At 44.6% G+C, this 9,011-nt stretch carries 6 protein-coding genes and 1 rRNA gene; all 7 read right to left on the minus strand.

Annotated features, from left to right (window positions below; translation table 11 throughout):
* Positions 1 to 9: 9 nt before the first annotated feature.
* Entirely contained in the window at positions 10 to 924 is a 915-nt protein-coding gene (locus tag BLT32_RS03970) for a class I SAM-dependent methyltransferase (protein WP_053952988.1), read from the minus strand.
* Positions 925 to 1,027: 103 nt separating this feature from the next.
* Positions 1,028 to 3,745 carry a TonB-dependent receptor gene (locus tag BLT32_RS03975; RefSeq protein ID WP_053952989.1) on the minus strand — a complete coding sequence of 906 codons (2,718 nt, stop codon included), beginning with the start codon at positions 3,743 to 3,745 and terminating at the stop codon, positions 1,028 to 1,030.
* A 208-nt stretch (positions 3,746 to 3,953) separates the two neighbouring features.
* Positions 3,954 to 4,595 (minus strand): 3'-5' exonuclease, encoded by a 642-nt coding sequence (locus BLT32_RS03980; protein WP_053952990.1) that lies wholly within the window; start codon positions 4,593 to 4,595, stop codon positions 3,954 to 3,956.
* Positions 4,595 to 6,427 (minus strand): DUF294 nucleotidyltransferase-like domain-containing protein, encoded by a 1,833-nt coding sequence (locus tag BLT32_RS03985; protein WP_053952991.1) that lies wholly within the window; start codon positions 6,425 to 6,427, stop codon positions 4,595 to 4,597. Before BLT32_RS03985 ends, BLT32_RS03980 begins: the two co-directional genes overlap by 1 nt.
* A 71-nt stretch (positions 6,428 to 6,498) precedes the next feature.
* The gene (locus BLT32_RS03990; protein ID WP_053952992.1) at positions 6,499 to 8,214 is read right to left on the minus strand and encodes a sodium:solute symporter family protein; all 1,716 of its coding nucleotides are present in this window, start codon (positions 8,212 to 8,214) and stop codon (positions 6,499 to 6,501) included.
* Between the two features lie 6 nt (positions 8,215 to 8,220).
* On the minus strand, positions 8,221 to 8,487 hold the full coding sequence (locus BLT32_RS03995; RefSeq protein WP_053952993.1) for a DUF4212 domain-containing protein: 267 nt from the start codon (positions 8,485 to 8,487) through the stop codon (positions 8,221 to 8,223).
* Positions 8,488 to 8,811: 324 nt separating this feature from the next.
* Positions 8,812 to 8,927 (minus strand): 5S ribosomal RNA (gene rrf, locus BLT32_RS04000).
* Positions 8,928 to 9,011: the final 84 nt, after the last annotated feature.

Consider the following 9,011-nt stretch of genomic DNA (forward strand, 5'->3'; position numbering starts at 1 on the left):
ATCGTACAATTATTTTGATGCCTGAATACAGTGACCAAAAACGCCGCTTTCTGGAAACTCTACTTCCTGAATAACAACATTTTTAAAGCCTGCGTTTTCAAACTGTTTTTTTGTCTCTTCGATGCCACTGAGCTGTTCCACGGCTTTCAATAAAGTCTGAGTTCTCGCCTTATGTGCATTTATCGAGTTTAAGTACCCTGCGTAAACTTGACGCGATTCAACTTCATTACCTTTTGCAGCGGCTTGCAACACATGCTTTGTTGCCGGTACAAAGTTCATTGCATGAAAAGCCGGGTTACGCTCATATTTTCGTGCAAATTGATTAAGTGCCTGTTGTGCCTGCAGCGCTGAGCGTGGCAAATTGTTGGGTCCGTGTTTCAGTAACGCATCTTGCAGTGGCGCTACTGATTTCTTCAAGTGTTTTATTGCGGAAGGAATTAAGTCATATATAGCCTGGCTTTTCTTGTAAATAACCGATGTTTCCGAATGCACTAGTGCTATTAATACTCCGCCCCGCTTTAGCTGAGTGTGCAAGTTCTTTAAGCCTTCAGCCATATCACCGTATTCCAGACCATAATGCGAGACAAACATACCCACCTTTTTATTCGACGGTAGTTTGAAGGTTTCATAAGGTGTGTTACCTGAAAGCTTAAGTTCTTTATTTGGCGGGTTAATCTCAGCAGAGTCGATGCCGTGCACATCTAACTTTTTGCCTTTTTCTTCTGAATACTCCGTCAACCATTGCACAACAGCACCATTACCAGTGCCAATATCAACTATCGGTTGTTTTATCTCAGCTTCGTCGAAACGCTCAAACCAAAATTTGCGCATTTGGTAAGCTTGCAGACGCGACTTTTCATCCAGAAAACTTGCTTTCGCGCCTCGTTGCCAATACTCAGTCCATGGATTTTTTGTTGTTTTCATTATTGTTCACTCCAGTACTACTGCGACAGTATTTTCATGCTACCACAAAAAAGCCCGACTCAAAGAGCCGGGCTGATGCTTTATAACAGGAAAAACGAAACGTTTAGAAACGGAAACCTAAACGAGCATACCAGTATTGACCTGCTGTATCGTATGACGTGTTCAACGTGTTCATGTCATTGTTATTCGATACGTAAGGCGGTTGCTTGTCAAACAGGTTGCGAATACCTAACGTGAAGGTCGTTTCTGAGTTAAAGAAGTACGACGCTTGCATGTCGTGGTAAATATAACTACCAACAGAGCTGCTTAAGTCACTCTCGCTGTAGTTTATGTCATCTACACCAGACTGATAACGGGACGTCCAGCTCACTGCAACATCATCAACCTTGTATGAGGCAGTTAAGTTTGTGCGTACTTTAGAAAACGCAGCTATGCGACCAGCCAAGTTAGTGTCTGCACCAAACTTACCAGCCAACTCTAAAGGAGCGACGCCCTCTTGAACTTGATAGCTGTATTTGTCCAAGTAAGTACCATCTAAACGCAACGTTAGCAAGCCACCAGCAACTTTGTCATTCCAGTTAACATCAAAGTCTATACCTGACGTTTCAAACGTTGAAATGTTCTGAGTTATCGCATCTACACCAGAGATATAACCCTGCGCATCGCGGTAATCAGAACCGTCCCAACTTTTTGTTCCAACAGCTTCCGGGCCTAAAATATCATCACATGCTGGTGATGAGAAACTTTCGCTGTTGTAACACTGATTAGCGATAAAGCTTGTGCTTGGTGCACCTATGCCGTTTTCAATTTCGATATCATAGTAATCGACAGCAATATTCAGGTTGTCCATGAACTCCGGTTGATAAACAACACCGAATGTGAAGCTATCAGAAGTTTCTGGCTCAAGGTTTTCGTTACCAGACAATAATGTTGCGGCTTGGTTATTACTCAAGTTGAAATCAGGGTCTAATCCTTCAGCCTTGCAGTTTGCTACTAATGTTTCGTTACTACTATCTCCGTATTCAATACACGGGTCTGTGTAGCTTGAATAAGACGTTAACTGAGGACCATACAGGTCACTGATTGTAGGAGCTCGGAACCCTTCAGCAATAGTAGCGCGAACTAACAGACCATCTTTTGGTACGTATTCTAAACCAAACTTCGTGGTCGTTTGTGCGTCAAGGAAGTTATAGTCTGAACGACGAACTGCGGCTGATAAGTCTAATGACTGAACGCCTGGAAGGTCACGTAAAAGCGGAATATCTGCTTCTACATAGACTTCTTCAACGTCATAAGAACCATTTGTTGGAATAGCAGCTACGTTATAAATTTGATCTAACAGTGCAGCACCGTCCGGTTGATTACTGTACTTTTCCCAGCGCTTTTCAACACCAGCAGCCCAAGCAATTGAGCCAGCAGGAAGAGACCAGCTTCCTGTATCACCAGTCAGGTTAGCCATCAACTGTTTAGTAGTACCGCTCTCAACAGGAGAGTTTGGAACTGTCGCATAGTCGATCATTTCCTGAGTTAAAGTACCAGCTTCAAACGGGTTCCATACGCCAATTTCTGAGCATAAGTCATCCGCAGCACATAGTGCTGGATCCAACAAGTTTTCAAAACGAGTCGGGTTCGCTCGACCGTAGTCAACGCTAGCATCTACAAAGCGAGCATAATTGTAAGAAACATCCCAAGACCAGCCATTATCCAAATAACCTTCGAAACCTAAAACCATACGGTAATCAGAGAAGTCCTGAGTAAACTGGCGACCGCCGGTTTCGGCGAGACGACGATACATAACAACATCTTCACCAATTGGGTTATCTGGATGTTCACCAGCTACTGTAGCTCCCCAGAAAGTGCCTTCTGCAGCCATTAACTGGTTAGACTGACGGTTAGCATAACCACCTTCAAGGAACACTCGTAAATCGCGATTAATATCGTAGTTTGCAACCGCATTTATGGTGAAGAGTTCTTGAGGTGATTTTAAATATGAAGCTGGTGCAAAGTTATAAGCGTCTACTTGAGAGTTATACTGACGCACTTCTCCGGTTTGAGGGTCAACAACATAGCTATTGTTATTCCCTTCAGGGGACCATGTACCATAAGGAATAGTTGAGGAACCACCAGTAACCAGTTTTCCGTCTTCTTCATTAAGTGGAACACGAGAAAAAGCTCGGTCACCCTGGCTAATTGAGTTACGGTTTTGGTATTCAAGACCCAGGACAACACTGCCGTTGCCACTTGACGTACCTACTACGCCTGACAATTTAGTCGTTTCACCATCGCCTTCACCAGTAAGGTCATACTGTGCACTAAACTCAGCACCTTCAAAGTCTTTCTTTGTAATGAAGTTAACTACACCAGCAATGGCATCAGAACCGTAAATAGTTGAGGCTCCATCACGCAGTACTTCCACGCGCTGGATCATTGCCATTGGAATTGCATTTAAGTCGCCAGATGCATAACGACGCCCATTAATCAGAATAAGCGTACGAGCACTGCCTAAACCACGCAAGTTCGCTGAAGCATAACCGCCAGAACCATTATTAACGTTTGAACCGTTCATGGCACCATTCATAGAAGGCAGGTTATGGATGAACTTTTCCATGGTGGTAAAGCCAGAAGCTTCTATTGCTTCGGCGTCAAATACGGATACTGGACTAGCCGTTTCCATGTCGGTTCGTTTAATACGCGACCCGGTTACCTGAATACGCTCGACGTCATTTGCGCCCGAGTCTTGTGCTGCGACGAACGCAGGAAAGCCTAACGTCGTGGCAATAGCAGCCGCCGTCAGACTTTTACGGAAAGTCATACTTTTCATAAGTTACTCCCTGGAACATTTATTTTTTAACGTTGCTTGATTGGCGAAAAGCAACCTGATCCCTTAACAGGGGGTTAACCTTTTAACGCTCAGGGGGAATCTTTTCAAGGGGTTTACAGGGGTTTTATTGAAGAGGCTTGTTTGTTCGATTGTTAAACAAACAGAATGTTTATTAATCAGCCTGATATATTAATAGATTTAACATTGGTTACCTTTTTAGTAACAGATGTTTCGCAGTTAATTCACTTTCATTAACAGAGTACCCCTGCGCCAAAAACAACTCGCCACAGGCAATTGCATCGGTGAGCGCATGATGCGAATGATAATCAGGTAGCCCGTATCGCTTACGGCACGCTGACAAAGTGAGAGAGTTTTTTCGTACAGCTCCTTCCGTCTTTTCGAGCTGCTTTTTCTCAAACGCTAGTGTGTCAAAAACAGCTAATGGCTTCATAGGAATACCGTAAACTTTTTCAGCTTGCTTTAAGAATCCCCAGTCCATTCCTTTGTGGTGACACACCATCACTGCATCGTTTAGCGCACGGCTCAACATTGCAAAGGTCTGTTTCGGGTCTGAACTGTGAATAAAGTCGTCTTTTGTCAGGCCGTGAATGGTTGGGCTCTGCCCTAAGTCAATTTCTTGACCATGGGCAAATACATGATACTGAGCGTTACCAAGCTGTATTGCAGGTGGCTGAATGCTGACCCAGGCAATTGACAGTATGTCATGCTTTGACGGGCTTAAGCCTGTACTTTCAATGTCCAAAGCAACATACCTAAGCTGCTGCCAAGGCTGCTTCAATTGTTGCCGACGGTCATACCAATTCGCGAGGTTTTGTAACCAACTGGCCATTAATAGCCCAGCCTACTGAATTTTAATCCAACGCCTTGCTGTGCTTCTTTTATAATACGAAAAGCGCTTTTCAGTTGCCGTCTTGAAAGCGTGCTGAGTTCATCAGGATCAATAGCGTTTTTAGGCTTGTCGGTTCCCCACACTTTCAGTTGATGATTGAGTCGTAGCTGGGTCAAAAACTCCCATGCTTCGAGCAATGACTGGTTGTCTTTTGAATTTAGCAGACGACTTTTTTGCAAGGCTTTTAAACGCGCTACAGTACCTGGAACTATCAGTCCTTCTTTTAATGAATAAATTCTCGCAATATCGTTAATTAACGCAATTCCATAGCGTTTTATATCAATAGTGTCTTCACCATCCGCATCTGAGGTCCGTAGTCGGTTAAACAGACCTAAGGGCACTTGTATCTTATTGACTAAAATAGCCAGGTTTCCTAAGAACATATCGTTATTGGCCAACTTGGCTATTTCTTCTCTGTAAGTTTGATAAAAGCGACCTTCACCCATAACGGGTCGGCTATCGAAGAATATCTGGCAGTACATGAGCGCTTTGGGAGTTGGGCTATTTATCCAACCGTTGAATTTTTCCTTCCACTCATCAATGGTACCTCGGCACTCGGGGTTAGATGCCATGATATTGCCCGGGCATAAAGGAATACCGCACTCTCCCAAGCCTTCACAAACATATTCGCCCAGGCCGGCAAACCACTCTTTTTGCGATTTTGAGAGACCGTTACTCAGCAATAGTCCGTTGTCCTGATCGGAACTTAGAGTTTGGTCTTCTCTTCCTTGAGAGCCAAATGCTAGCCAACTGTATGCGGCAGGCGCAGCACCGTGCTCCTGCTCGTACAATTTAATCAGCTGACGCGTCATCCCGTCTGTCACTGAAGCCATCAGCCGGCCTAATACCGAGGTTTGTTTTACTCGGCTGGCAAAAGTTTGCAGATAATCGGGTAACTTCGCAGCTTCCTCTATTAACTGCTTTTTGCTCGTCGCCTTGCGAATAGCGCTTATCAGAAAAACAGGATCACTACGCTGCTGACGTATTAAATCCGTAGCGGTTATCATTCCAACCGGCTGATTATTATCATTTACCACTGGTAGATGGTGGATATTACTTGACGTCATAACCGTCAGTGCATCCATTAACGAGCGGTTTTCGTTTACTGACTCGGGCAATTGGGTCATCACCGATGAAACTCTTATGTCTAAAGGCAGCCCCTCAGCAATAACACGATTTCGTAAATCCCTGTCGGTTAAAATTCCAACCAGTTGATTATCGTCTACAACTAGGACGGACGAAATCCCACTTTTCGACATGAGTTTAGCGGCATCCTGGACGGGGGTTTCACTGCTTAAGCTAATCGGCGCTTTGGAAACAATAGAGCGCACTGTTTGCTGACTCCAGTCTGACTCAGAAGTGGTGTTCGCTTTTCGTTCAGTTAATAAACGTTGCCCATGGGCTTTGATAAAATACTGCTCAAATGGTTTTGAGGTTTTTCGAAGACGATCGAACGCGTGCTCTGGTAATACGTAAACTATTCCGTCTTTTAATGTCTTTAGACGGTTAGTAATTTCTCGACCAGTTAACAACGATGGGTAACCAAATAAGTCCCCACTTTCCAGACGCTCGATAAGTTCACCGTCGGCATCACGCAGATCAAAAATTCCCGACCGCACTATAAATAATGCAGGTCTCATTGAGGTCATAACGTCATTGCAGTTCTCTTCGTTCAAATAAACCGACTGCAACTGCGAAATAACCCAACTTAGGTGCTCGCCTTTTAACTCATCAAATGGTGGGCATTGCTTTAAAAATTCAGACGCTTCCATAATGGTTTTCGTCCTTACTTACAGTTAAAAAAGCCCAGCACTTAGGCTGGGCTTATCTTAGTCGAAAGCAATTAGTGAGACTGAGCTTCACCGGATCCTTTCGGATACCGTATTGACTCAACCAATTCCTGAATGTCTTCAGGAGCGTCACCTGTTGCTTTGTGTACGATTGTTGCAACTACAAAGTTGATAATCATACCCAGAGTACCTATGCCTTCTGGCGAGATACCAAACAGCCAGTATTCAGGCGTGTTCAGTTCTGGCGATACAAACTTAAAGAATACAATGTAGCAGAAGGTGAATAGAATACCCACAACCATACCTGCAACAGCACCTTGACGGTTCATGCGCTTATGGAAGATACCCAGAATTATCGCAGGGAAGAAGCTTGCTGCGGCTAAGCCGAACGCAAAGGCGACCACCTGCGCCACGAAGCCGGGCGGGTAAATACCAAAGTAAACAGAGATAATAATAGCTGTTGCAGCCGCAACCCTCGCATAGAGGAGCTCTTTCTTATCGGTAATGTTTGGCATCAAATTTCGCTTCAATAAGTCATGCGAAACCGATGTCGATATTACCAACAATAAGCCTGCGGAGGTCGATAGAGCTGCAGCCACACCACCAGCGGCTACTAGCGCTACAACCCATGCCGGTAAGTCTGCAATTTCCGGGTTAGCCAAAACCATAATGTCACGGTCGATAGTCATCTCGTTGCGTTCATCGCCCGAGTAGAACATCTTGCCATCTTCATTTTTGTCTTCCCAGGTAATTAGACCGGTTTTTTCCCAATTCTTAACCCAGCTTGGTGCGTTTTCATACTCAACACCTTGTAAGTCAGGTCCGTTGACTGTGTTGAAGATATTCACTTTCGCAAAAGATGCGATAGCAGGAGCTGTTAGGTAAACAATTGAGATGAAAGTCAGAGCCCAAAATGCTGAACGACGTGCATCGCGTACCTTTGGTACTGTGAAGAAACGAACGATCACGTGTGGCAAGCCTGCGGTACCAACCATTAATGCTGCTGTAATAAAGAATACATCTATTTTACTACGAACACCTTCCGTATACGCAGCAAAGCCGAGTTCCTTCGAAAGCCCATCAAGCCGTTCTAGTAGATAACTCCCCTCCCCAGGGACGCCTTCAGCTATTGTTGCGCCAAAACCGGTTTGCGGTAGGAAATGATCGGTCATCATTAATGAAATAAATACCGCAGGTACAACATAAGCGAACATCAATACAACGTATTGAGCAACCTGTGTATAGGTAATACCTTTCATTCCACCTAAAACGGTGTAAAAAAACACAATGATCGCACCAATAATAACGCCAGTCGCGATATCAACTTCCAGGAAGCGTGAAAATACGACTCCAACGCCACGCATCTGACCAGCGATATAAGTGAAGCTGATAAGAATAGCGCACAATACCGCAATAGTACGTGCAGTTTGTGAGTAGTAACGATCACCAATAAAATCCGGGACAGTGAACTTACCGAATTTACGTAGGTATGGAGCAAGACACATTGCAAGCAGTACATAACCGCCTGTCCAACCCATTAAATAGACTGAGCCATCGTAACCTGCGAAAGCGACGATACCAGCCATTGATATGAAAGATGCTGCTGACATCCAGTCAGCGGCTGTTGCCATCCCGTTAGCAACAGGGTGTACACCACCGCTTGCAACGTAAAAGTCGTTTGTCGATCCGGCACGAGACCAAATTGCGATACCGATATATAACGCGAAGGTCAGGCCGACAATAATAAATGTTAGCGTTTGAATATCCATAGCGCATTAATCCTCGTGAACTGCGTATTTGTTATCGAGTTTGGCCATGCCTCTTACATATATAAAGATAAGCACGATGAAGGTAATGATGGAGCCTTGTTGAGCGAACCAAAATCCAAGCTTAAAGCCGAAAAAGGTTATCTCGTTGAGTACATCCACCAGTATGATCCCAAAGCCGTAAGAAACGATAAACCAGACCACCAAAAGCTTTAACATTAGGCCTAAGTTTTCTTTCCAGTACGCTTTGGCATGATCTTCACTTTCAAATGCCATAAACGTCCCCTCCAGTTGTTCAAATTAATATTGTTATTGGGTCGCTAACAAATGTAGGAGGGTTTGTTAATATAGGGAATTGGACTTTGGTCGTAGCTTGAAATTTAAATACAAAAAAACCCCGATGCATTTGCACCGGGGTTATTTATTTGAAGTCTGGCGGTGTCCTACTTTACTCCGGGCATCCTGCCCTCCGCCCTTCGGGCCGCACTAACGTGCGTTCAAAATCGCTCCCGGCGATTTTGTCACATGCCCATGCTCGAGTAGCACAACACACAAAATAAAAAGCCCCAGCCAAAATCGGCTGGGGCTCTTTTATTTGAAGTCTGGCGGTGACCTACTCTCACATGGGGAGACCCCACACTACCATCGGCGCTGGTGTGTTTCACTGCTGAGTTCGGGATGGATTCAGGTGGTGCCACACCGCTATGGCCGCCAGACATAAACTGTCACAACATAAAAAACTGATTCTTAGTAATCGCCACTCTTCTTGCCGCTTAGCAGAGTCGCTCGCTTGTGCGTAA

It is taken from the genome of Idiomarina zobellii (assembly GCF_900100855.1).
Classification (GTDB): domain Bacteria; phylum Pseudomonadota; class Gammaproteobacteria; order Enterobacterales; family Alteromonadaceae; genus Idiomarina; species Idiomarina zobellii.